Origin of the sequence: Burkholderia sp. LMU1-1-1.1, assembly GCF_040675865.1 — a bacterium.
In the GTDB taxonomy this organism is placed as follows: Bacteria; Pseudomonadota; Gammaproteobacteria; order Burkholderiales; family Burkholderiaceae_D; genus Rugamonas.
Window position 1 is genome coordinate 161,686 of record NZ_JBEGHG010000005.1, and the last position, 21,269, is coordinate 182,954.

The 21,269-nt window shown below is 63.4% G+C and carries 22 protein-coding genes; 6 read left to right on the forward strand and 16 right to left on the reverse strand.

Annotated elements, in window-relative coordinates:
- Positions 1 to 14: 14 nt before the first annotated feature.
- The 6 genes from fabF to plsX all read right to left on the reverse strand — a co-directional run bounded on the left by fabF (position 15) and on the right by plsX (position 5,623).
- Positions 15 to 1,262, reverse strand: a complete 1,248-nt coding sequence (gene fabF, locus MRBLMU1_RS06610) for a beta-ketoacyl-ACP synthase II (RefSeq protein ID WP_363498811.1) — start codon at positions 1,260 to 1,262, stop codon at positions 15 to 17.
- 31 nt (positions 1,263 to 1,293) lie between these two features.
- Positions 1,294 to 1,533, reverse strand: a complete 240-nt coding sequence (gene acpP / locus MRBLMU1_RS06615) for an acyl carrier protein (RefSeq protein ID WP_008449912.1) — start codon at positions 1,531 to 1,533, stop codon at positions 1,294 to 1,296.
- A 154-nt stretch (positions 1,534 to 1,687) separates the two neighbouring features.
- A complete protein-coding gene (gene fabG, locus MRBLMU1_RS06620; RefSeq protein ID WP_363498817.1) occupies positions 1,688 to 2,434 on the reverse strand; it encodes a 3-oxoacyl-ACP reductase FabG in 747 nt (248 codons plus the stop codon).
- Between the two features lie 49 nt (positions 2,435 to 2,483).
- The gene (fabD, locus tag MRBLMU1_RS06625; protein ID WP_363498820.1) at positions 2,484 to 3,425 is read right to left on the reverse strand and encodes an ACP S-malonyltransferase; all 942 of its coding nucleotides are present in this window, start codon (positions 3,423 to 3,425) and stop codon (positions 2,484 to 2,486) included.
- 116 nt (positions 3,426 to 3,541) lie between these two features.
- Positions 3,542 to 4,546: a beta-ketoacyl-ACP synthase III gene (locus tag MRBLMU1_RS06630; RefSeq protein WP_363498823.1), complete on the reverse strand. Its 1,005-nt coding sequence runs from the start codon at positions 4,544 to 4,546 to the stop codon at positions 3,542 to 3,544.
- Positions 4,547 to 4,561: 15 nt separating this feature from the next.
- Positions 4,562 to 5,623 carry a phosphate acyltransferase PlsX gene (gene plsX / locus MRBLMU1_RS06635; RefSeq protein ID WP_363498826.1) on the reverse strand — a complete coding sequence of 354 codons (1,062 nt, stop codon included), beginning with the start codon at positions 5,621 to 5,623 and terminating at the stop codon, positions 4,562 to 4,564.
- Between plsX and MRBLMU1_RS06640 the strand changes: the two genes are divergently transcribed.
- A complete protein-coding gene (locus MRBLMU1_RS06640) occupies positions 5,595 to 5,771 on the forward strand; it encodes a hypothetical protein (protein ID WP_177196599.1) in 177 nt (58 codons plus the stop codon). The two genes, plsX and MRBLMU1_RS06640, sit on opposite strands and share 29 nt — an antisense overlap.
- A gap of 39 nt (positions 5,772 to 5,810) precedes the next feature.
- Here MRBLMU1_RS06640 and rpmF read toward each other — a convergent pair whose 3' ends face one another.
- Positions 5,811 to 5,993, reverse strand: a complete 183-nt coding sequence (rpmF, locus tag MRBLMU1_RS06645) for a 50S ribosomal protein L32 (RefSeq protein ID WP_008449924.1) — start codon at positions 5,991 to 5,993, stop codon at positions 5,811 to 5,813.
- 198 nt (positions 5,994 to 6,191) lie between these two features.
- Positions 6,192 to 6,689, reverse strand: coding sequence for a YceD family protein (locus MRBLMU1_RS06650; RefSeq protein WP_363498830.1), 498 nt, complete (start codon positions 6,687 to 6,689; stop codon positions 6,192 to 6,194).
- Positions 6,690 to 6,825: 136 nt separating this feature from the next.
- Here MRBLMU1_RS06650 and MRBLMU1_RS06655 point away from each other — a divergent pair, with 136 nt between their 5' ends.
- Positions 6,826 to 7,452, forward strand: coding sequence for a Maf-like protein (locus tag MRBLMU1_RS06655; protein WP_363498833.1), 627 nt, complete (start codon positions 6,826 to 6,828; stop codon positions 7,450 to 7,452).
- 21 nt (positions 7,453 to 7,473) lie between these two features.
- A complete protein-coding gene (locus MRBLMU1_RS06660; RefSeq protein WP_315221607.1) occupies positions 7,474 to 8,199 on the forward strand; it encodes an SAM-dependent methyltransferase in 726 nt (241 codons plus the stop codon).
- Between the two features lie 111 nt (positions 8,200 to 8,310).
- On the opposite strand, the gene MRBLMU1_RS06665 is transcribed toward MRBLMU1_RS06660, so the two are convergent.
- The 3 genes from MRBLMU1_RS06665 to MRBLMU1_RS06675 form a co-directional block, all read right to left on the reverse strand.
- Entirely contained in the window at positions 8,311 to 9,495 is a 1,185-nt protein-coding gene (locus MRBLMU1_RS06665; RefSeq protein WP_363498837.1) for a hypothetical protein, read from the reverse strand.
- A 305-nt stretch (positions 9,496 to 9,800) separates the two neighbouring features.
- Positions 9,801 to 11,069, reverse strand: coding sequence for an EAL and HDOD domain-containing protein (locus MRBLMU1_RS06670; RefSeq protein ID WP_363498840.1), 1,269 nt, complete (start codon positions 11,067 to 11,069; stop codon positions 9,801 to 9,803).
- A 101-nt stretch (positions 11,070 to 11,170) separates the two neighbouring features.
- Positions 11,171 to 12,100 (reverse strand): 23S rRNA (adenine(2030)-N(6))-methyltransferase RlmJ, encoded by a 930-nt coding sequence (locus tag MRBLMU1_RS06675; protein WP_363498843.1) that lies wholly within the window; start codon positions 12,098 to 12,100, stop codon positions 11,171 to 11,173.
- 175 nt (positions 12,101 to 12,275) lie between these two features.
- Here MRBLMU1_RS06675 and MRBLMU1_RS06680 point away from each other — a divergent pair, with 175 nt between their 5' ends.
- Together MRBLMU1_RS06680 and MRBLMU1_RS06685 are read left to right on the forward strand one after the other, a co-directional pair.
- The gene (locus tag MRBLMU1_RS06680; protein WP_363498846.1) at positions 12,276 to 12,533 is read left to right on the forward strand and encodes a hypothetical protein; all 258 of its coding nucleotides are present in this window, start codon (positions 12,276 to 12,278) and stop codon (positions 12,531 to 12,533) included.
- Positions 12,530 to 12,766 (forward strand): hypothetical protein, encoded by a 237-nt coding sequence (locus MRBLMU1_RS06685; RefSeq protein ID WP_363498849.1) that lies wholly within the window; start codon positions 12,530 to 12,532, stop codon positions 12,764 to 12,766. The genes MRBLMU1_RS06680 and MRBLMU1_RS06685 overlap by 4 nt, the downstream gene beginning before the upstream one ends.
- Positions 12,767 to 12,831: 65 nt before the next feature.
- Here MRBLMU1_RS06685 and rraA read toward each other — a convergent pair whose 3' ends face one another.
- Both rraA and MRBLMU1_RS06695 read right to left on the reverse strand, forming a co-directional pair.
- On the reverse strand, positions 12,832 to 13,326 hold the full coding sequence (gene rraA, locus MRBLMU1_RS06690) for a ribonuclease E activity regulator RraA (RefSeq protein ID WP_363498852.1): 495 nt from the start codon (positions 13,324 to 13,326) through the stop codon (positions 12,832 to 12,834).
- Between the two features lie 36 nt (positions 13,327 to 13,362).
- Positions 13,363 to 14,589, reverse strand: coding sequence for an MFS transporter (locus MRBLMU1_RS06695; protein WP_363498855.1), 1,227 nt, complete (start codon positions 14,587 to 14,589; stop codon positions 13,363 to 13,365).
- A 106-nt stretch (positions 14,590 to 14,695) separates the two neighbouring features.
- Between MRBLMU1_RS06695 and MRBLMU1_RS06700 the strand changes: the two genes are divergently transcribed.
- Complete coding sequence (locus tag MRBLMU1_RS06700; protein WP_363498858.1) at positions 14,696 to 15,487, forward strand: AraC family transcriptional regulator; 792 nt, start codon at positions 14,696 to 14,698, stop codon at positions 15,485 to 15,487.
- A gap of 13 nt (positions 15,488 to 15,500) precedes the next feature.
- On the opposite strand, the gene clpB is transcribed toward MRBLMU1_RS06700, so the two are convergent.
- The 3 genes from clpB to MRBLMU1_RS06715 all read right to left on the reverse strand — a co-directional run bounded on the left by clpB (position 15,501) and on the right by MRBLMU1_RS06715 (position 21,230).
- A complete protein-coding gene (gene clpB, locus MRBLMU1_RS06705; protein ID WP_363498861.1) occupies positions 15,501 to 18,101 on the reverse strand; it encodes an ATP-dependent chaperone ClpB in 2,601 nt (866 codons plus the stop codon).
- 154 nt (positions 18,102 to 18,255) lie between these two features.
- Entirely contained in the window at positions 18,256 to 18,714 is a 459-nt protein-coding gene (locus MRBLMU1_RS06710; protein WP_363498864.1) for a molybdenum cofactor biosynthesis protein MoaE, read from the reverse strand.
- The gene (locus MRBLMU1_RS06715) at positions 18,711 to 21,230 is read right to left on the reverse strand and encodes a DUF349 domain-containing protein (protein WP_363498867.1); all 2,520 of its coding nucleotides are present in this window, start codon (positions 21,228 to 21,230) and stop codon (positions 18,711 to 18,713) included. Before MRBLMU1_RS06715 ends, MRBLMU1_RS06710 begins: the two co-directional genes overlap by 4 nt.
- Positions 21,231 to 21,269 lie beyond the last annotated feature (39 nt).

Below are 21,269 nucleotides of genomic sequence, written 5' to 3' on the forward strand. Positions count from 1 at the left end.
GAAGTCAAACTTTTTTACACTTTACCGAACAGCAGACTGCCGTTGGTGCCGCCGAACCCGAACGAGTTCTTCAGCGCGTACTCGATCTTCATCGGGCGGGCGACATTGGCGCAGAAGTCCAGGTCGCAGGCGGGGTCCTGGTTGAAGATGTTGATGGTTGGTGGCGACACCTGATGGTGGATCGCCAGCACCGTAAACACCGCTTCCAGACCGCCGGCGCCGCCCAGCAGGTGGCCGGTCAACGACTTGGTCGAGTTGACCACCAGCTTCTTGGCGTGCTCGCCGAAGGTGCGCTTGATGCCCTGCACCTCGGCCACGTCGCCCTGCGGCGTCGAGGTGCCGTGCGCGTTCACGTACTGCACCTGGTCGGGGTTGACACCGGCGTTGCGCAACGCGGCTTGCGCCGACTTGCTGCCGCCGGCGCCGTCTTCCAACGGCGAGGTCATGTGATACGCGTCGGCGCTCATGCCAAAGCCGTGCAGTTCGGCATAGATCGTGGCGCCGCGCGCCTTGGCGTGTTCGTACTCTTCGAGCACCATCACGCCGGCGCCCTCGCCCAGCACGAAGCCGTCGCGGTCAGCATCCCAGGGACGGGAAGCGGTCGCCGGGTCGTCGTTGCGCGACGACAGCGCCTTGGCCGAGGCGAAACCGCCCAGGCCCAGCGGCGAAATGGTCGATTCCGCGCCGCCGGCCACCATCACGTCGGCATCGCCGTACTCGATCAAACGAGCGGCGGCGCCGATGCAGTGCAGGCCGGTGGTGCAGGCCGTCACGATCGACAGGTTAGGGCCGCGCATGCCGTACTTGATCGACAGGTTACCGGAGATCATGTTGATGATCGACGCCGGCACGAAGAACGGAGAGATACGGCGCGGACCGCGCTTGTCGTAGTCTTCCTTCTGCTCTTCGATCATCGGCAGGCCGCCGATGCCGGAACCGATGATGACGCCGATGCGATCGGCGTTCTCTTCGGTCACGACCACGCCGGAATCCTGCACGGCCTGGATACCGGCCGCCATGCCGTAATGGATAAACGTATCCATATGGCGGGCTTCCTTGGCCGAGATATAGTCCTCGATGTTGAAGCCTTTGACTTCACCGGCAAAACGGGTACTGAAAGCTTGCGCGTCAAACTTGGTGATGGTGGCAATACCGGATTTTCCCTCGAGCGCCGCGGCCCACGTGTCGGCAACGTTGTTGCCGATCGGGGAAACGGCGCCCAGGCCGGTAATGACAACACGACGGTTTTTAGAACCTCTCAAGCGATTCTCCTAAAGTCGATCGGGCGGTAAATCAGGCCTTGACGTGTGCAGTAGCGTAGTCGATCGCTTGCTGTACGGTCGTGATCTTTTCTGCCTGTTCGTCAGGGATTTCCATTTCGAATTCGTCTTCCAGGGCCATCACCAGCTCGACGGTGTCCAGCGAGTCAGCGCCCAGGTCGTCGACGAACGAGGATTCGATCTTGATGTCTGCTTCGGCGACGCCCAGTTGCTCAGCGACGATTTTCTTAACGCGTTGTTCGATATCCGACATGTTATGGCTCCATTTGTTTGTTACGGAAAGCGCGCATTTTATCAGGTTTGCGCACTGAAAAACTAATTTCGATGTCTGCCGCTAATTTACTGCAAACTCTTTCGAAATCACTGGTAAAAGACGGGAATCGGCGTTTTATTCACGCCGGAACCCGTCAATTCATGTACATACCGCCATTCACGTGCAAGGTGGTACCGGTAATATATGCCGCTTGCGGCGACGCCAGGAAGGCCACCGCCGCGGCGATATCCTCCGGCTTGCCCAGGCGCGCCAGCGGAATCTGCGTCAGCAGCGCCGCGTGTTGCTCCTCGCCCAGCGCCTTGGTCATGTCGGTGTCGATAAAGCCCGGCGCCACACTGTTGACGGTGATGTTGCGGCTGCCGATCTCGCGCGCCAGCGCGCGGCCCATGCCCTCGACGCCGGCCTTGGCGGCGGCATAGTTCATCTGGCCTGGATTGCCGGACGACGCCACCACCGAAGTGATGTTAATAATACGCCCAGTTTTCGCTTTCATCATGCCGCGCAGTACTGCGCGCGACAAACGGCCCACCGACGTCAGGTTGGTGGCGATGACGCTGTCCCATTCCTCGTCCTTCATGCGCATGGCCAGCTGGTCCTGCGTGATGCCGGCGTTGTTGACCAGGATGCCGACGGCGCCGAAGGTTTTGGCGATCTCGTCGATGACGGCGGCACAGCGTTCGGCGTCGGTCACGTTCAGGACCATGCCCTTGCCCGCCTCGGCGCCGAACTCGGCCAGGTAGGCGCTGATCGCCTCGGCGCCCGCCTCGGTGGTGGCGGTGCCGATCACGCGCGCGCCCTGGCGGGCCAGCTCTTGCGCAATGGCCTTGCCGATGCCGCGCGATGCGCCCGTGACCAGGGCGACTTGATTTGCTAAATTCATGGTTGTCCTTCTACGTAAATAACGAGTGTCTTTGATTTGCCTTCGCCGCTTATTTGAGCGAGGCCAAGATACGGTCCAGCGAAGCCTGGTCGGTGATGGCGTCGCCCACCAGGGTGGCGTCGATGCGCTTGGTCAGGCCCATCAGCACCTTGCCCGGACCGCATTCGACCACCTGGGTGATGCCTTCGGCGGCGACCTTTTGCATCGTCTCGACCCAGCGCACCGGCGCGGCGGCCTGGCGCACCAGCGCGTCCTTGATGGCGGCCGGATCGTTGAGCACGGCGACGTCGACGTTGTTGATCAGCGCGATTTGCGGCGCCGAGAAGGCCAGTCCGGCCATGTAGTCGCGCAGGCGGTCCGACGCGGGCTTGAGCAGCGACGAGTGGAAAGGCGCCGACACCGGCAGCTTCATGGCGCGCTTGGCGCCCTTGGCCTTGGCGATCTCGCAGGCGCGCTCGACGGCGGCGGTTTCGCCGGCGATGACGACCTGGGCCGGCGCGTTGAAGTTGACCGCCTCGACCACCGAACCCGGCGTGGCGGCGACCGCCTCGGCGCACGCGGCGCGGACGTCGTCGTCCGACAGGCCCAGCACCACGGCCATCGTGCCCTGCCCGACCGGCACGGCTTCCTGCATCGCTTGCGCGCGGAAGCGCACCAGCGGCACCGCGTCCTTGAACGCGATCACGCCGGCGGCGACCAGCGCCGAGTATTCACCCAGGCTGTGGCCGGCGACGACCGACGGCGCCGGGCCGCCGGCGGCGATCCACGCGCGGTAGGTGGCGACGGCGGCGGTCAGCATGACCGGCTGGGTGTTGGTGGTCAGGTCCAGCTCTTCCTTGGGGCCTTCGGCCATCAGCTTGCCCAGGTCGAAGTTCAGCGCGTCCGACGCCTCGGCGATGGTCTGCGCCACCACCGGGTTGCCGGCGAAGCCGTCCATCATCGCGATCGCCTGCGAACCCTGGCCTGGAAATACAAAAGCAAATTTAGTCATTACATCATCCATCTCATTAATTGGCAGCTACGCTAGCATGCAATAATGACCGCACCACTACCGCAGAGCCCGTTAGAGTTCTAATTCTAATTCACGCTCAAAAACATGCCAGGAGCTTAGCGGGCGCCCAGGTCGTCGGTGATGCGGGCCAGTACGGCGCCCCATGTGAAGCCGCCGCCGACACCTTCCATCATGATGTTCTGACCCTTCTTGATGCGGCCGTCGCGCACGGCGGCGTCCAGCGCCAGCGGAATCGACGCGGCCGAGGTGTTGCCGTGCTGGTCGACGGTGACCACCATCTTCTCCAGCGGCAGGCCGAGCTTTTTGGCGGTGCTGTTCATGATGCGGATATTGGCCTGGTGCGGAATCAGCCAGTCGATCTGATCCTGTCCCATATTGGCTTTCTCCAGCGCCTCGTGGGCCACCTTCTCCAGCACCGACACGGCCAGCTTGAACACCGCCGGGCCGTCCATGTACAGGTAGGCCTCGCCGGCCACCGCGCCGCCGAACGAATCGGGCATGCACAGGATGCCGGAATGGCGGCCGTCCGCGTGCAGCGCGGTCGCCAGCACGCCCGGCTCCTGCGAGGCGGTCATGACGACGGCGCCGGCGCCGTCGCCGAACAGCACGCAGGTGGTGCGGTCGTTGAAATCGAGGATGCGCGAGAACACTTCCGAGCCGATCACCAGCACGTTCTTGTTCATGCCGGCGCGGATGAAGGCGTCGGCGGTCGACATCGCGTAGACGAAGCCGCTGCAGACGGCCTGCACGTCGACGGCGGCGCCGTTGTTGGTGATGCCCAGCTTTTGCTGGACGATGCAAGCGGTGCTGGGGAAGCTGCCGAAGAAATCGGGGGTCGAACTGGCCAGGACGATCAGGTCGATATCGTTGGGCTGCAAGCCGGCCATGTCGAGCGCGCGCTTGGCGGCCTTCACGGCCAGGTCGGACGACTTCTCGCCCGGCTCGGCGAAGTGGCGCGCCGAGATGCCGCTGCGGCTGACGATCCATTCGTCCGAGGTCTCGATGCCCTTGGCTGCGAGCTGATCGGTCAGATCCTGATTGGTGACACGCCGCTCGGGCAGATAGCTGCCGGTGCCGATTATTTTGCTGTACAAAGTCATGCCGTCTACCATCCACTAAATAGTTGAGCTTGGTACTTCCGGGGTTTCGGTGTTGCGCGGCATGAGTTCGGCGATTAACGTCGAAATGTGCGGCAACACATCATTTTTTGCAGCATCATACGCCCGCTTGATCGCCCATTCAAAAGAATATGCGTCGGCGCCGCCATGGCTCTTGAACACCAGGCCGCGCAAACCGAGCAGGCTGGCGCCGTTGTAGCGCGACGGCGACAGGCGGTTTTTGATGGCTTTCAACGCGCCGCCGCCGATCAGGGCGCTCAGCATCGTCAGCGGATTGCGTTTGAATTCGGTCTTGACGGTGTCGGCGAAGAAGCGCGCCACGCCCTCCACCGCCTTCAGAGTGACGTTGCCGACGAAGCCGTCGCAGACGACGATGTCGGTGGTGCCCTTGAAGATGTCGTTGCCCTCGACGTTGCCGTAGAAGTTGAGCGCGCCGCGTTCGTGGTCGGCCTGCAGCAGCTTGCTGGTGGCCTTGACGACGTCGTTGCCCTTGATGTCCTCGGTGCCGACGTTGAGCAGACCCAGGGTCGGACGCTCGATGTTTTCCATCGCCGACACCAGCACCGACCCCATGATGGCGAACTGGTGCAGGTGATGCGGTTCGCAATCGACGTTGGCGCCCAGGTCGAGCATGTAGGTCGGGCCGCCCTTCTGGTTGGGCATGATGCTGCAGATGGCCGGACGGTCGACGCCGGTCATGGTCTTGAGCACGTAGCGGGCCACCGCCATCAACGCGCCGGTGTTGCCGGCCGAGACGCAGGCCTGGGCGCTGCCGCCCTTGACCTGCTCGATGGCCACGCGCATCGACGAATCCTTCTTGCGGCGCAACGCCACTTCCAGCGGATCGTCCATCGTGACTTGTTCGGATGCATGCACGACGGACAGGCGCGGATGCGCTTCGGCGTGATGTTTTTTCAATTCTGCGCGGATAACGTTTTCCAAACCGACCAGGATCAGCTCAGCCTCTGGTTCGCGTTTGACGAAGGAAATAGCTGCGGGGATGGTGACCGATGGACCGTGATCTCCGCCCATGCAGTCGATAGAAATTTTGATTGTCATTGTTTTGATTCAGTACCACGCTCCAGCCCTTGTCTGGGCAAGCTGCGGCAAGCGGCGGACCACTGAAACCCAGGTCTACGCGTTTCAAAATGACGGTGTGCAAAAGAGGATTGCAGCCGATGAAAAAAGAAAAAGCGATGCTTCATAAGACAGCACCGCCTATTCCCAGGTCCAGCAAAAGCGTCGATTACTCGTCGTTTTTGGTTTTCAGGACTTTACGGCCACGATAAAAGCCGTTAGGGCTGATGTGGTGACGCAGGTGGGTTTCACCGGTGGTTGGCTCGATACCCAGTTGTGGAGCTACCAGGAAATCGTGCGAACGGTGCATACCGCGCTTCGAAGGGGACTTCTTGTTCTGTTGAACTGCCATGTTAATGACTCCTAATACATAAGTTCTAAAATTTTAACACATTCGACCAGCAAATACATGCGAATCGAGTATCCTGCCGGCAAAACGGAACCGGCATAGTTAAACTGAGATTTACTACATTGCCCTACTGACTTGCCATACTCGACTACAACACGTGCGTGGCACGTTCTTTACGTACTACTTGTTCGGTCTTGCTACTTATTCGGATTTGAGGCCCTTGAGGGCGTCGAACGGCGAGATCTTCTCGCTTTTCGCCTTGTCCAGCAGGGCGGTGTCGGGGCAGACATCGTGTTTCGGCGTGTGCGGCAAGGCCAGCAGCGCTTCGTCTTCCACCAGATCCGCCACCGTCATGGTGCGGCTACCGACGATCACGTCGATCGTCTCGTCGTCGATCATTTCTTCGATTTCATCGGCCTGCTGATCATCCTTACCCAGCATCAACAGCGTCGACGAATCGATGGTGTGAGCGTATGGGGTCAGGCAGCGCTGGCAGACCAATTGCACGGTGCCGGCAACCGACAGCTTCAACTGCGGGAAGCCCATCTTGCCGGAGCCTCCTTCGACCTTCCAGGTGATGGTGCCCGAGGTATCGGCACAATCCTTGGTCAGGCGGGTCATTTCGGCAACAGGCGTGACGCCTTGCTGGCTGCCGTTGCTCCGACAGAACTCAAAAGCGTCGATGACAATAGCATTCATTACAGAAAATTCCCCGGAAAACCTGCGATAATAACAGGGTTTTCGGCACCAAGTCAAAGCCTGCGCGGCTTTTTCCTGTTTTTCGTCTTTTTCCGTCGCTCTCCAAGCCGGCGACAGAGCATATAACATTCCCCCTATGACATCAAGCGCAACCGCTCAAATCGCCGCACAACGGCTCGTTTTGGCCTCCAGTTCGGCCTATCGCAAGGAATTATTATCACGGCTACAACTACCTTTCGAGGTCGCCGTGCCCGACATCGACGAGACGCCCCTGCCCGGCGAAACGCCGAGCGCCACGGCGCTGCGCCTGGCGCGTGAAAAAGCGGCCGCCGTGGCCGCCAAGCTGCCCGGCTGCATCGTCATAGGCTCCGACCAGGTCGCCACATTGGACGACGAGCAAATCGGCAAGCCGGGCAACCACGCCAACGCGCTGGCCCAACTGCAAAAGATGCGCGGGCGCGAAGTGGTGTTCCACACCGCGCTGTGCGTGTGGGACGGCCGCGCCGCGAATCCGGCCGCCACCGCGCAGGTGGAGGACATCCGCACCATCGTCACGTTCCGCGACCTGCCCGACGCCGAGCTCGACGCCTACCTGCGCATCGAACAGCCGTACGACTGCGCCGGCAGCGCCAAGAACGAAGCGCTCGGCATCGCCATCCTCGAACGCATCGACAGCAGCGACCCGACCGCCCTCACCGGCTTGCCTTTGATCGCGCTGACAGGCATGCTGCGCAAGATTGGCGTTTCCTTTTTCAATACTTAATCAAATAAACCCCAGATTTCTATGCCCGGCACCCTCTTTTTAATACCGAACACCTTGGGCGAGACTGAAGCGCTCTCCTCCGTCCTGCCCGAACAGGTGCAACAGATCACCTCGCAGCTGGATTATTTCGTGGCGGAGAACGCCAAGACCGCGCGCGCCTTCCTCAAGCTGGTCAACGCCAACCATGCGCTGGCCAAGCCGCTGCAGGAGATCACCATCTCCGAATTGAACGTGAACACGCCGGCGGCCGCGCTGGCCGGCCTGCTGGCGCCGCTACTCGCGGGCCGCGATGGCGGGCTGGTGTCGGAGGCCGGCGTGCCGGCGGTGGCCGATCCCGGCGCCGACCTGGTGCGGCTGGCGCATCAGCACAATATTCCGGTGCGCCCGCTGGTGGGGCCGTCGTCGCTGTTGCTGGCGGTCATGGCGAGCGGCCTGAACGGGCAGAGCTTCGCCTTCAACGGCTATCTGCCGACCGACGCCGCGCAACGCGCCACGCGCATCAAGGAGCTGGAGACGCGCTCGCGCAAGGAGAAGCAAACGCAGCTGTTCATCGAGACGCCGTACCGCAACGCCGCGATGCTGGAAGCGCTGGTGGCCGGCTGCGCGCCGTCGACGTTGGTGTGCGTGGCGACGGATCTGAGCTTGGCGTCCGAGACGATCCGCACGATGACGGCGGCGCAATGGAAAAGCGCCAAGGCGCCGGATTTCCACAAGAAGCCGACCGTTTTCCTGCTGCTGGCGCAATAACCGATCCGCAGGTAGGGACCATGCAATAGCTGGCGAAATCCGCGCGTCATTGCGATGGCCGTCACACCGATCAAGGCCGGTCGCGCCGGTCACGGCACGATGCGTGCGGTGTCACGGAAGCCCGGCGATAATCATGTCGAGCTCACGGCGGTCTTTCGCCACACGCTGCATTTCACCCTTAAGTTGCTCAAATCGACGGAGTCCTTCTTCCCCCATAAAAGTGGGGGCCGTCGCTCCGGCAAGAATCGACGATTTTTTATACGGTGAAAGAAAGTCAAACGATTGGTTGTCGAGCATATTCATCATGGCGTCGAGCATTTCGGCGCGCATGTCGACAGGCCAGCGAGTCGAGTAGGTGAACTGGTCGCCGAATTGTTCTTCGATCAGCTCCTTTATGTGCAGGTGCGCTACAAACCTGTCGCCTAGAAAGCGCCGGATGAAGGATTGCATCCTCGTCTCGTCCCCGCCGTTAGACCTGGTTCTAGCAGCCTGTAAAAATTTCGCCATGGCCGGCGCGGCAGCGCGTTCGGTGTTTTGCGACTGCCAGATCGACAGGCACGACACTTCGCAGGTCATTCCGCGGGTTGCCAGGAAATCGTGCACCATGCTGTACATCGTCAGCAGGCTTTCACCCGAGGTCGAATAATCGACCAACACCATTTTGTCTGTGGAAGCAAGATAGGGGGCGAGCATGCTCTCGAAGTGCGGACGGGTTTCTTGCCGGGCCGCGGCAATGAAGTCGTCCGTCAGGTCGTCCAGGCGCGCGCCGGAAAATGGCAGCATGCACACCTTGGGGGTCAATGTTTGTAGCCAAGCCGCGATAGGCGTCGGGCTTCGGCCCACGCATACGTACAGGCAATCGGCGCCCATTTTTTTGAAAATATGCCCGCCGAGCTTGCAAAAGCCGTACAGCGCCAGCTCCTTGTTCGCCAGCGGCGACCCGCCCCCCGCCAGAATCCGCACCATGTTGCGCTTCACCGTGTTATTGATGCGGTATTCGACTTCCTCCTGCCGCGCAACCGTTACACTTGTTTCGCCCAGGCGCGTAGGCGGCCGAATGATCGCCAGATCGTCGAAGGCACGCGGCAGGCTATGGATACGATGCCGTATATCCTGTAGCAACTGCCCGCTCTCACTGGCCAAGTAGGTCTTTTTGACCTGATCATCGAAAATCAACGACCGCAAGGCGGTGCGCTCCAGAGGAGTCAGTGTTGCCGTAGCAATTACATTGCTCAACTGCGCAACGCTGCTGATTTTGACGGCGGTGGCGGACGGCGAGGTCTGCAGGTAAATCATACTGATCACTCCAATTAATGGCGAAGTCGAAGGCGGCGGTGCATTGCATTAAGGTTTTACCTGTAGGTTTTACCTTTATGCAGACACTTACGACCTCGACGGCGAATTGGATGCAAACATATGCGTATAGCAGCGCTGGGGTTGGGATTGGTGGCGATCGGAATAGGAAAAACTTCTGTCGGCGAAAAAGCAGCCACAAAGCCGCCCCGACAAAAAGAGGGATTGCGCGTCCAAAGCCGCACCACGGAGACACGTAGGGCGGATTAGCGCAGCGTAATCGGCCATCGTGGCCGGAGCGGTCAAAGCTAAAACCCGCGCGTGTATTCCGTCACCCATTCGATCGCGGCCAGCTGGATCGCATACAGATCCGACGGCCTGAGCGACATCTGGCTTAGCATCTGCGCCAGCACCTGCCCTTCCCGCCCGCGCTCGATATGCTCGATCAGACTGAGCATGCTGCCGTAATCCCCGCTCCGATGCAGCAGCGCCGCCCTCACCTCGTCGAGCACGTTCACGCTCTCCAGCACGTCGCGCATCTGGATCGAGAACAGCGTGTCCATCAACGACATCACGCCCACCGTGAACCCGATATCGGCGCTGACCCGCTGCCCCGGCCGCAGATGCTCGACCATCAACTCGAGCGTCTTGCCGCGCGTGGTCGCCAGCTGCAGCAGCGGCGACGTGAATTCCTGCGCGCCGCCAGCCTTCACATACAGCAAAATCTGCAGCCAGCGCTTGAGCTGGCGACGGCCCAGCACCATCAGCGCATGCCCCACCGAGTTGATGCGGTAACGCGTGCCGACCGCCGGCGTGTTCACCAAGCGCAGCAAATTCAACGTGATCAAGGCATCATGTTTGACACTGCTTTCAATCTCGTGGCTGCTGGCGTCGGCATCAAGCAGCTCCAGCAGATGCAGCACGCAGCGCTGCGACGGCGAGATCTTTTTGCCGCTCAAAATCACCGGACGGGCGAAATAATATCCCTGGAAATATTCAAAGCCGAGATCCATGCATTGGCGGAATTGCTCGACCGTTTCGACCTTCTCGGCCAGCAGCTTTTGCTTGGGATTCTTGAGCACGCGGGCCAGCGCCGGCAAGGTGCCGGGCCGCATGTCCTGGATGTCGACCTTGATGACGTCGCACAGCGCCTGGAGCTTCTGCACGTCCTCGGTCGCGCCGATGACGTCGTCGAGCGCGAAGCGGAAGCCGGCCTGCCTGAGCTCGCGGATGCGGTCCAGCACGTCCGGCGTGGCTTTGACGGTCTCGAGGATTTCGAGGATGACCTTGTCATTGGGCAGAAAGCGGATGAAATCGCTCATCAGCCCGACGCCGTCGACGTTGACGAAGGCCATCTGGTCGCCGACCACGTGGCCCATGCCCAGTTCGGACGCGTGGGCGATCACGGTGGCCGTGGCTGCGGCCTGGTCGGTGATGTTGGCGGCGCTATCGGTATGCGCGTCGCGAAACAGCAGTTCGTAGCCGACCAGCCGCTGCCCCCGGTTGAGGATGGGCTGGCGGGCTAGAAAGAAATTGTCCGCAAGCTTGGACGGCGGCAGCTCCGGGGCTGTCATCATTCATTTCCCAATCCGCGATGGCATTATCCGGGCCGCTAACTCAGCGAGCGACCCGCTAACCACCAGACTAACCCCGCTCCTACCGTCTTGACAACATTTTTCTATCGAGTAACAGGACGGCGCGCGGCAGTGTTGCGCGCAGAAGTCGGTTTGCCGCTCTCCAGCGTGAATTTGGCGCCGCTGTCCTTGGCCAGCGCCTTGACCAGCCACGGCATCACTTCCTTGAGCATCGGTTCGAGCGTGTACGGCGGATTGAGGATGAACATGCCGCTGCTGTGCAGGCCGAAACCGTCCGGCATCGGGGTGTGCGTGGTCAGCACGACGTTGAGCCAGTCGCTGCACGGCAACTGCTTGAGCTTGTCGGCGAACTGGCGTGATTCCATGCGCTGCAGCAGCGGATACCACACCGCGTAGGTGCCGGTCGGGAAACGGCCCAGCGCCTCGGCCAGGGTGTCCTTGACCTTCTTGTAATCCATCTTGTCTTCGTACGGCGGGTCGATCAGCACCAGCGCGCGGCGCGACGGCGGCGGCAGCAGCGCCTTGAGCGCCTGGAAGCCATCGCCACGGGTGACCAGCACGCGCTTGCCGCGCGTGGTCGGGCGGATGCCCTGCTGCGCGGCGTGCTCGTCGAGCTTGCGGAAGTTATCGGCCAGCAGTTTCGAATCGGCCGGGTGCAGCTCGAACAGGCGCAGGCGGTCGTGCTCGCGCGCGACCTGGTCGGCGATGTACGGCGAGCCCGGGTAATAGCGCATCTTGCCGCTGGGGTTCATGGCCTTGATCAGGTCGACGTATTCCTTGATCGGCGCGGGCAGATCGGTGCGCTCCCACAGCGGGCCGATGCCGGTGTCGTATTCGGCGTTCTTGGACGCGAAGGCGCTGTCGAGCGCGTAGACGCCGGCGCCGGAGTGCGTGTCGATGTAGCTGTACGCGGTATCTTTCTGGTTCAGATACTGCATCAGCTGGATGGTCACGAAATGCTTCAATACATCGGCGTGATTGCCAGCGTGAAAGCCGTGGCGGTAACTCAACATAGCTTGGGTACTTCCTAAATAAATGGTGCATCGCAATCCCGCATTATCCACTAGAAAGCCCGTGCGGACAAAAAAGGCCCCACATCGTTTGCATCAAAGCAGGCCCGGCGACGGTGACTAAGATGGAATGGCCGCTCGGGCATTCGCCGGTGCGACGCACTTTCTGGAGGAGATTATGGCATTCAACAATGTGGGCCCGCTAACCTTCCTGGCGCCCGGCGAAACGGCGTTCTGGAGCTACAGTTATCCGGGCGACCGCGGCACGCAGTTTGCATCGGCCGATGTCAAAGCACCCAACCAAGGTGCGGTCCACGTCGCCGACGAGCAGGGCAAGCGCAAGGAAAACAACGGCAACGCCACCTATTTCGTGCAGATTCACAATCGCGGCACCGGTGGCGCCTTTCACAACTTACAAGGCGGAGGCGTGGTATGAAAATGACCATCATCACCGACGACCAAGGGAACATTCTTGGTGCCGTGCAGGGTCACTCCCTGTCGGAGAAACAAGGCGAGGTCGAGGCTAGCGTCTCGTTCGCGGAGGGCTATCAGACACACCTGATGGAAGTGGACGACGACATGGGCACCATCGAAGACGCCACCATTTTCCAGCAGCGTTTGCGCAAGCACCTGGACCTGCACCTGCGGAAGGCCGATCCCAAGGCCTGAACCGCCCCAAACGAAGCCCCCGCACGGGGGCTTTTTTACGCCGGTCGCCAGCGTGCCCCCCGGGTTCAGGCGAGTTTTTGCTGCGCCACCAGGATGCCGTCGGCATCGGCGTAAATCCAGTCGCCCGGATTGACCGCGACGCCGGCGATGTGGACACGCAGGTTGCGCTCGCCAGAGCCCTTCTTGCCGCTCTTTTGCGGATGGGCGCCAAGCGCGCGCACGCCGATCTCGCAGGCGTTGATCTCGTCGGTGTCGCGGATGCAGCCGTCGACGACGATGCCGGCCCAGCCGTTATCCTGCGCCAGCAGGCCCAGTTGTCCGCCGACCAGCGCGCGCCGCAGGCTGCCGCCGCCGTCGATGACCAGCACGTTGCCGTCGCCTTGCGTCTCGAGCATCGCGCGCACCAGCGCGTTATCCTCGTGCACCTTCAGCGTGGTGACGCGGCCGGAGAAGCGCACATGCTTGCCGAAGTGCCGGAACACCGGCGGCAGCACGGCCAGCCGCCCGTCCTCCAGCAGATTGGAATTGTCGTCGCACAAATCGGTGGTGGCAAAGCTCATCGTCTGACCTCGCGGCTGAGTGGGATGAAGGCAATTCTATGCTGTTTTGGGGACGCCGGCCACGCGGCTGTTGTTGCCGACGCCTATCGTGGTGACGATCACCAGCGCCTGGAACACGGCGATGAAGACGAACACTCCGGCCGGATGATTGGCATCCATCAGCGCGCCGAACAGCAGCGGGCCCAGCGCCAGCCCGCTGTCCAGTCCCGAATAGACGACGCCGAACACGCGCCCGGTGGCGTTGGCCGGCGCGGCGCCGCGTATCATCAGGTCGCGCGACGGTCCGGCGATGCCGGTGACCAGGCCGATCATCCCCATCAGCACAATCGCCATCCACGCCGGCACCACGGCGGCGGCGAGCACCAGCGCCAGCACGGCCGCGCTGGCGAAGGCCAGCATGATGATGCGGTCGTGGTGGCGGCTGCCGGCGCCCAGGAAGCCGCCATACAGCATGCCGGCGGCCGACGCGAACATGAAACAGGTGTAGGCCGACGTCGCCCATTGCAGCGACATGCCATACAGGCTCACCAGGCTGGTGGCGGCGAAGGTCTGGATGCCGGCCAGGGCGACGGCAGAGATCAGGAAGAAGCTAAAGCACATCCACACCACCTTGAGGCGCAGGAAACCGAGGGCGCCCGCGGGGGCTGGTGAACCCGCCGCCGTGACGGCGGGCGCGGCCACCGGTTCGGGCCGCAGCGCGTGGCGGTTCCACAGCAGCAGCGCCAGCACCGACAGCGGCAACAGCGCCGCGCTCAACAGCGCGGTGCGCCAGTCGGTGCGGCCGGCGAGAAAGGTGAGGAACAGCGGCGACAGCGCCCAGCCGATATTGCCGCTGATGCCGTGCACCGAGAAGCCGTGCGCCAGCCGGGCCTTGGAGACGCGCTGGTTGAGCAAGGTGTAGTCGGCCGGGTGGAACACGCAGTTGCCGCAACCGGCCAGGAAGGCGCCGGCCATCAGCTGGGCGTAGCTGTGCGCACCGGCCAGCATCACCGCCGACAGGCCCAGCAGCGCGATGCCGCTGAACAGCACGGCGCGGGCGCCGAAGCGGTCGACCACGAAGCCGGCCATCGCCTGGCCCACACCGGAGACGGCGAAGAATACGGTCATCAGCAGGCCCAGTTCGGCGTAGCTGAGATGGAATTCGGGCTTGAGCCAGGGGATCAGCGCGGCCAGGATCACATGGTAGAAGTGGGAGGTGCCGTGCGCCAGCCCCACCAGCGTGATTACCTTGGCGTCCTGCCGCAATAACGATTTTTCGGTCATTCCACATTCCTTGCTAATGTATATACGACAAGTGTACCAATCGCCGGGAGTCTGATTTAAGATAGGGCGACAATATTTATCGCGTTTCCGCCATCAGGTCGACTTCATGCCCATTCCTATCGTCACCCACACGCAATTCAATTGGAACAGCGACTATCCGACGCCCGAACGGCCGTTGACGATGTCCGGCCGCGACCTGCCGGCCGACGCCGATCTGCTGCCACACCACCATCCGTGGGGCCAGTTCACCTACGCGATGCAGGGCGTGATGCGGGTGACGGCCAACAACAGCAGCTGGATCGTGCCGCCGCAGCGGGCGATCTGGATCGCGCCAGACGTGGTCCATGCGGTCAAGGTGCTCGAGCCTACCCGACTGCGCCCGTTGTGCGTGCACGCCAGCCGCTCGCCGTTTCCCGGGGACGACTGCAAGGTGCTGGAGGTGTCCAACCTGCTGCGCGAGCTGATCGCCACGCTGGAGCAGCACGACCAGCATGAACAGTCGGCGCGGGAACGCTTGTTGGGGGAGATGATATTGGACGAGCTGCCGCGCTGCGCGGTGCGTCCGATACGCGTGCCGCTGCCGGCGGATAAACGTTTGAAATCGCTGTGCGACGCGCTGATCGCCGATCCGGGCGCGGAGCTGACCTTGCAGCAGTGGGCCGGCCAGGTCGGGGCGTCGGACCGCACGTTGACGCGGTTGTTCGAGCGGGAGTTGGGAATGGGTTTTGTGCAGTGGCGCCAGCAGGTAAGGCTGGCGCACGCCGCCCCGTTGATCGCGCGCGGCGTGCCCTTGTCGCAGGTGGCGGCGGAGCTGGGCTACGCCAGCCAGTCGGCGTTTTCCGCCATGTTCAAGAAGACCTTCGGCAATAGCCCGTCAGCGTTTTTCGACCAACGCTAACAGGCCATCCCCGTCACGCGCGGAACAGCAACTCGCCGTTGTCGACATCGACATGGATCGTGTCCTTCGGACCGAAACGCCCCTGCAGGATCAGCTTCGACAGCGGATTTTCGATCTGCTGCTGGATCGCGCGCTTCAACGGCCGCGCGCCATACACCGGATCGTAGCCCGCCTCGGCGATCTTGTGCAGCGCCGCGTCGGTCATCGTCAGCGTCATCTCCATCTTGGCCAGACGCTGCTCCAGGATCGCCAGTTGGATCTTGGCGATGGCGCCGATGTTCTTCTCGTCGAGGCCATGGAATACGACGATTTCATCGATACGGTTGATGAACTCCGGCCGGAAGTGCGACCGCACCTCCGCCATCACCGCCAGTTTCACGACGCCGGGATCCGACTCCTCCATCGCCTGGATCTTGTGCGAGCCAAGGTTGGACGTCATGATGATGACGGTGTTCTTGAAGTCCACCGTGCGTCCCTGCCCGTCCGTCATGCGGCCGTCGTCGAGCGCCTGCAGCAGCACGTTGAACACGTCCGGATGCGCCTTCTCCACTTCGTCCAGCAGAATCACGCTGTACGGCTTGCGGCGCACCGCCTCGGTCAGATACCCGCCCTCGTCGTAACCCACATAACCCGGCGGCGCGCCGATCAGGCGGGCCACCGAATGCTTCTCCATGAATTCGCTCATGTCGATGCGGATCATCGATTCCTCGGTATCGAACAGGAAGCCGGCCAGCGCCTTCGACAGCTCGGTCTTGCCGACACCGGTCGGCCCCAGGAACATGAACGAACCATACGGACGGTTCGGATCGGACAGGCCGGCGCGCGAACGGCGGATCGCGTCCGACACGGCGGAAATGGCCTCGTCCTGGCCGACCACGCGCTCGTGCAGCTTCTCCTCGATGTGCAGCAGCTTGTCACGCTCGCCCTGCATCATGCGCGACACCGGAATGCCGGTCGCGCGCGACACCACCTCGGCGATTTCCTCGGCGCCGACTTCGGTGCGCAGCAGCTTCTGTTTCGCCGGCGTGTTCTTCTCCAGCGACACGCCGTTGGCGGACGCGGTCTCGGCCTGCTTCAGCTCCGCCTCCAGTTCCGGCAGGCGGCCGTATTGCAGCTCAGAGACGAGCTGCCAGTTGCTCTCGCGCGTGGCCTGCTCCATCTGCAGCTTGATGCGCTCGATCTCTTCCTTGATATGGGTGCTGCCCTGCACGACCGCCTTTTCGGCCTTGAGGATCTCCTCGAAGTCGTTCAGCTCCCGCTGCAGGCGCACGATTTCTTCCTCGATCAGGTCCAGGCGGCGGCGCGAGCCCTCGTCCTTCTCCTTCTTGACGGCTTCCTTCTCGATCTTCAGCTGGATCAGACGGCGTTCCAGCTTGTCCATCACCTCCGGCTTGGAATCGATCTCGATCTTGATCTTGGCCGCCGCCTCGTCGATCAAATCGATCGCCTTGTCGGGCAGGAAGCGGTCGGTGATGTAGCGGTGCGACAACTCGGCCGCCGCGATGATGGCGGCGTCGGAGATGGCGACCTTGTGGTGCAGCTCATACTTGTCCTGCAAGCCGCGCAGGATGGCGATAGTCGCCTCCACGGTCGGCTCGTCGACCAGGATCTTCTGGAAGCGGCGCTCCAGCGCGGCGTCCTTCTCGATGTATTTGCGGTATTCGTCGAGCGTGGTCGCGCCGACGCAATGCAGCTCGCCGCGCGCCAGCGCGGGCTTGAGCATGTTCCCGGCGTCCATCGCGCCCTCGGCCTTGCCGGCGCCGACCATCGTGTGCATCTCGTCGATGAAGACGATGGTCTGGCCCTCGTCCATCGCCAGCTCCTTGAGCACGGCCTTCAGGCGCTCCTCGAACTCGCCGCGATACTTGGCGCCGGCGACCAGCGCCGCCATGTCGAGCGCCAGCACGCGCTTGCCCTTGAGCGACTCGGGCACCTCGTTGTTGACGATGCGCTGCGCCAGGCCTTCGACGATGGCGGTCTTGCCGACGCCGGGCTCACCGATCAGCACCGGGTTGTTCTTGCTGCGGCGCTGGAGCACCTGGATGGCGCGGCGGATTTCATCGTCGCGGCCGATCACCGGATCGAGCTTGCCGGCGCGGGCGCGCTCGGTCAGGTCCAGGGTGTATTTTTTCAGCGCTTCGCGCTGGCCTTCGGCCTCCTGGGAGTCGACCTTGGCGCCACCGCGCACGGTGTCGATGGCCGATTCCAGCGATTTGCGGGACAGGCCGTTTTCGCGCGCCAGCTTGCCGGCCTCGGATTTGTCGTCGGCCAGCGCCAGCAGCACCATCTCGCTGGAGATGAACTGGTCGACGCGTTTTTGGGCTTCCTTGTCGGCGAGGTTGAGCACGGAGACCAGCTCGCGGCTGGCCTGGACGTCGCCGCCGGTGCCGGACACCTTCGGCAGGCGGTCGAGCGAGGCCTTGAGCGCCTTGGTCAGGCCGCCGACGTTGACGCCGGCGCGTTGCAACAACGAGCGCGCGCTGCCGTCGTCCTGGTTCAGCAGGGCCGTCAGCAGGTGCACGGGCTCGATGTACTGGTTGTCGTTGCCCACGGCCAGACTCTGCGAGTCCGACAAGGCTTCCTGGAGTTTGGTGGTGAGTTTATCTTGCCGCATGGAATTGCTCCGATATATTTAACTTATCAGGTAGATAGTGTTATATGGGCAGTTTTCAAGGGCGGGTGGGAGCGGCGCCAAACCCGACAGGGCGGGGTCGTACCCCGTACGGGGTACGACCCCTGTCGCCCGCTTGCGGGTTGAACGGGTTACGCTAACGCCACTTGGCCAGCGCCGCATCGTCGCTAACGCGGGCATCCACCCACCGCGCGCCGTCGGGCGTCTGTTCCTTTTTCCAGAACGGCGCTTCCGTCTTCAAATAATCGATGATAAATTCACAAGCCGCGAACGCTTCCCCGCGATGCGCCGCCGTCGCCGCCACCAGTACGATCTGATCCAGCGGCTTGAGCGGCCCCACCCGATGGATCACCAGCGCGCCGAACGTCGGCCACCGCTGCCTGGCCTGCTCGATGATGGCGCCGATCGACTGCTCGGTCATGCCCGGATAATGCTCCAGCTCCATCTCCGCCACCGTGGCGCCCTCGTTCAGATCACGCACGACGCCGACAAACGTGACAATCGCGCCAACCTTGGGATTGGCCGCGCGCAAAGCCGCCACCTCGGCGCTCAGATCGAAATCCTCCGTCTGGATGCGCACCTGGTTCAAGCTCATGCGCGCTCCGAGGCGCCGATGCGGCGGAACAACTGTTCGATGCGGCTGGCGGTGCGGGCGTCGGCCAGGGCCGGCATCGCGCACAACTGCAGGTAAGCGGCGGCGGCCGTCAACGGCTTCTGGCCAGACTTGAGCGACGATTGCAGCACCTCGACCTGCATCTTGAGGCGCTCGCGGGCGAATTCCGCGCCGCTGTCGACACCGGCGACGATCTCCAGCCGCAGCACCTCGTCGAGCAACTTGGCGCGGTTGCGCTCAAGCTGCGCGGCGTAGGCCTCGCGCGTGCCGTCCGACGCGGCCAGCCCGGCCGTGAAACGCCCGTGCAGCGCGCGCTCGTACTCGGGCGCCAGCGGCGGCAAGGCGGCCCAACGGCCTTGCCACTCGGCCGCGTCGATGCCGTCGGCGCCAGCGCCGTCGACACCGCTGATGGCCGCCTCCAGCGCCTGGCACAGCCGCAGCTTGTCGCGCAGCGCGTTGGCCTGGGCGGCGCCGGCGCGGCGTTTGATCGCCTCCGCCTGCCCCTGCACCGCCGCCACGGCGGCCTGGTAACGCTGCCCGATCTTGGCTTCGGCCGCGCGCGGCACGGTACCGGACGCGTTCCACGCGGCGGCGGCGTCGCGCAGCGTTTTGGCGATGGCCGCCAATTGCGCCTTGTCGTCGCCGCTGAAGGTGGCCGTTTCCAGTTCCTTGCAAATGGCCTCGCGCGCGTGCAGATGCGTCTTGCGCTCGTGATCGGCGGCGTGGGCGGTTTCCTTGCGCTTGGCGAAGATCGCGTCGCAGGCGGCGCGGAAACGCTGCCACAGCGCCTGTTCGACCTTGCGCTCGAGCGGCAGCGCCTTGGCCTGCTCCTGCCAGCGCTCCTGCAGACCGCGCAGCTTGTCGAGCGTGTGGCGGTCCGAAGGCTGCAACTGCTCGGCCTCGGCGATCAACTGTTCGCGCTTGGCCGTTTCGATCTTGCGCTGCTCGGACAGCGGCGCCAGCATCTGCGCCAGCGCCTTGTCGAAGGCCTGGTCGAGCTTGCGCTTTTCCTTGCGGTCGATGGTGCCCAGACGGCCCCACACCTGGCGCAGACGCTGGCCGGCGGCGGCGACGTTCTTCAAATCGGCGTTTTCGCTGGCGGCGGCCGCGGCCATCGCATGGGTCTCGTCGATCAGCGCCTGCGCCTTGGCGGCGTTGGCGTGACGCTCGTCGGCCAGTTGCTTGAAGTGGGCCGCCGCCGGCGCGTAGGCCGTGGTGCAGGCGGCGTCGAAACGCTCCCACAAGCTTTTTGGCGCGTGGCCGGAGACGTTGTCGAGCGACTTCCAGCGCTCGCGCATGCTGCCGACCTTCTTGGCCAGCTCGCTCATCGGCAGACCCAGCGCCGGCAGTTCCTCCACCGCCTTGACCAGTTCCTCGCGCGAGACGTTGCCGCCCCAGCGCGCCCAGTCGCCCAGGCGCTTGAGTTCGGCGCGGACGTGGTTGAGGCGGTCGGTCTGCGCCGGCGTCAGGCGGGTTTTGTGCTCTTTGAGCCACTTATCGTGCTCTGCGGCATCGTGCAGCGAGCCCTGCTCGAGCGCGGCTTCCAGCGCGTCCAGCGTTTCAAGGAATTTCTTGTCGGTTTCCCTGGGCGGCTGCGCGGCCTTGGCGGGCTTGGGGCCCTTGGCGGCGCTGGCCGGTTTCGGCTGGGCGTGGACGTCGGACTGCGGCGCGGTTTCGCCGGGCGCGCCCGCGTCGGCGGCCGTATCGGTGGCGCCGGCGTTCGCGGCCTCAGGCTCGGCCGCGGGCGCCGAAGATGGCTGCGCCACGCGCTGCGCGGCGGCCGACAACGCGGCGCGCGCCTGCTCCAGCGCTTGCGCGAAATCGCTCAGCAAATGTTTGGGCAAGGCGTTGTGCTCGGGCGCCTGCTGGTATTCGGCCAGCGCGGCCGCATGGCGTTCCAGCGCCTGCGTGGCCTCCTCCTGCGCCAGGCCGGCGGCCGGCAACTGGCGCACGGCGGCCATCGCATCGATGATGGCGCGCTGCAGGTTGACCTGCGCCTCGAGGCGGGCCGCCAGCGCGGCGCGGGCGGCGTCGTACGGCACGGCCAGCTCCGGCACGGCCAGGGTGATCTTCCACTGGCGATCGAGCTCGGCGACCTGGTTCGGCGTCAATTTCTCATCCTGCAACAGGCGGTTGGCATGGTCGAGGCAGGCTTGCGCCTTTTGCAACTCGGCCTGCCGGTAGCGGATCGCGTCGAGCCGCCCTTGCATCAGCTTGGCGACGCGGCGGTCGGTGTTGCGCATCGCCTGCTGCACCTGTTCCAGATAGGGCTGCGACTGCACATGCTCGGCGGCGGCCAGGCGCACGCCGGCGAATTCGCTGTGGAGGATCAGCTCGACGGCGGCCGCTTCATCGCCGGCCAGCGCGGCGGCGCGCTGCGCCTGCTCGTCGCGGCGGCTGGCCGATAACGCGGCGGCGGCGGCCTGCTCCGGCGCCACAGGGGTGGCCTCGACGGCGGTCGACTGGTCGGTAGTGCGCTTGAAGATGAAATCGAACATGGTGCGCTATGTGATGGAGAAAACCACCATCATAGCAAA

Coding starts and splice junctions, on each gene's coding strand:
- clpB (WP_363498861.1), bottom strand. CDS start 18,101: ATGCGGCAAGATAAACTCACCACCAAACTCCAGGAAGCCTTGTCGGAC.
- MRBLMU1_RS06710 (WP_363498864.1), bottom strand. CDS start 18,714: ATGAGCTTGAACCAGGTGCGCATCCAGACGGAGGATTTCGATCTGAGC.
- MRBLMU1_RS06630 (WP_363498823.1), bottom strand. CDS start 4,546: ATGACTTTGTACAGCAAAATAATCGGCACCGGCAGCTATCTGCCCGAG.
- rpmF (WP_008449924.1), bottom strand. CDS start 5,993: ATGGCAGTTCAACAGAACAAGAAGTCCCCTTCGAAGCGCGGTATGCAC.
- MRBLMU1_RS06680 (WP_363498846.1), top strand. CDS start 12,276: ATGGCATTCAACAATGTGGGCCCGCTAACCTTCCTGGCGCCCGGCGAA.
- MRBLMU1_RS06685 (WP_363498849.1), top strand. CDS start 12,530: ATGAAAATGACCATCATCACCGACGACCAAGGGAACATTCTTGGTGCC.
- MRBLMU1_RS06665 (WP_363498837.1), bottom strand. CDS start 9,495: ATGATTTACCTGCAGACCTCGCCGTCCGCCACCGCCGTCAAAATCAGC.
- MRBLMU1_RS06640 (WP_177196599.1), top strand. CDS start 5,595: ATGCAGTCGATAGAAATTTTGATTGTCATTGTTTTGATTCAGTACCAC.
- rraA (WP_363498852.1), bottom strand. CDS start 13,326: ATGAGCTTTGCCACCACCGATTTGTGCGACGACAATTCCAATCTGCTG.
- MRBLMU1_RS06660 (WP_315221607.1), top strand. CDS start 7,474: ATGCCCGGCACCCTCTTTTTAATACCGAACACCTTGGGCGAGACTGAA.
- plsX (WP_363498826.1), bottom strand. CDS start 5,623: ATGACAATCAAAATTTCTATCGACTGCATGGGCGGAGATCACGGTCCA.
- acpP (WP_008449912.1), bottom strand. CDS start 1,533: ATGTCGGATATCGAACAACGCGTTAAGAAAATCGTCGCTGAGCAACTG.
- MRBLMU1_RS06695 (WP_363498855.1), bottom strand. CDS start 14,589: ATGACCGAAAAATCGTTATTGCGGCAGGACGCCAAGGTAATCACGCTG.
- MRBLMU1_RS06715 (WP_363498867.1), bottom strand. CDS start 21,230: ATGTTCGATTTCATCTTCAAGCGCACTACCGACCAGTCGACCGCCGTC.
- MRBLMU1_RS06675 (WP_363498843.1), bottom strand. CDS start 12,100: ATGTTGAGTTACCGCCACGGCTTTCACGCTGGCAATCACGCCGATGTA.
- fabG (WP_363498817.1), bottom strand. CDS start 2,434: ATGAATTTAGCAAATCAAGTCGCCCTGGTCACGGGCGCATCGCGCGGC.
- MRBLMU1_RS06655 (WP_363498833.1), top strand. CDS start 6,826: ATGACATCAAGCGCAACCGCTCAAATCGCCGCACAACGGCTCGTTTTG.
- fabD (WP_363498820.1), bottom strand. CDS start 3,425: ATGACTAAATTTGCTTTTGTATTTCCAGGCCAGGGTTCGCAGGCGATC.
- MRBLMU1_RS06650 (WP_363498830.1), bottom strand. CDS start 6,689: ATGAATGCTATTGTCATCGACGCTTTTGAGTTCTGTCGGAGCAACGGC.
- MRBLMU1_RS06700 (WP_363498858.1), top strand. CDS start 14,696: ATGCCCATTCCTATCGTCACCCACACGCAATTCAATTGGAACAGCGAC.
- MRBLMU1_RS06670 (WP_363498840.1), bottom strand. CDS start 11,069: ATGATGACAGCCCCGGAGCTGCCGCCGTCCAAGCTTGCGGACAATTTC.